This window comes from Aminobacter sp. P4_D5 (genome assembly GCF_056401815.1).
On sequence record NZ_JBFUIP010000612.1, the window covers coordinates 1 to 763 of the forward strand.

Sequence of the window (763 nt, forward strand, 5' to 3'; positions counted from 1 at the left end):
GTGCAGGCGCAGCAGCATGCGGCCCACGGGATCGGCGCTGCGGGTGCAATAGTCCTCGAGGTCGGTCCATTCGGTGTAGCGGTGCTGCTCCGAATCCTGCCGGAAGGCGGAGAGCATCCGCCGCGCCTCCTCCACGCCGACCTGCTCGCGATGCATCGCGGCAGCGACGGGCAGCGCGGTCGCCGGATCGTCCAGCGCGGCCTCCATCGCATCCAGCCGGGCGAGTTTCTCCGCCGGCATCAGGCTGGGGCTGTCGGCGATGTCATCGGCCATGCGGACGAAGCGGTAGAAGGCCATGACCTTGGCGCGCACCGGCTTCGCCAGGATCAGCGAGGCGGTCGGGAAATTCTCCGTGTCGTGGTCCCGGTTGGGGCTCTCCGGGGCGGCCAGATCGTTCATGCCGGTCTTGTGCCGGGATATGCGCGCCCTTTCCAGCCCGCGGGGTAGCCGAGCAGACCGCGGATCAGGGCGGTCCATTGCAGGGCGAGGGCGACGAGGACCGTCAGCGGGTGGAGCGGCACGGTCCACCAGGGCTCGCGGGTCCGCCAAGTGACGGCGGCGCGGAGCGCGAAGGCGAGAAGGAGGGTCGCGGCCGCCTCGGCCTGGGGCAGCAGCGCCCAGGGCCAGAGATGCGCGCCCGCCAGCAGCACCGTCCAGATGGGCAGGCCGAGGGGGGTCGCCATGCCCTCCCGAGCGTTCTTGAGGAAGCCCGCCCAGGCCTCGCCGAAGGCGGCGTACATCCGGCAGGTGGCGAGCGGGGTCC

General features: G+C 71.7%; 1 protein-coding gene and 1 pseudogene. Both read right to left on the reverse strand.

What is annotated here, in order from left to right; genetic code table 11:
• Positions 1–399: squalene/phytoene synthase family protein (locus AC1DWF_RS33860; protein WP_476842868.1), on the reverse strand; the 399-nt coding region annotated here is incomplete at its 3' end.
• Positions 396–763, reverse strand: a pseudogene (locus AC1DWF_RS33865) (glycosyl transferase); the annotation flags it as partial. The pseudogene AC1DWF_RS33865 and the gene AC1DWF_RS33860, both read right to left, overlap by 4 nt.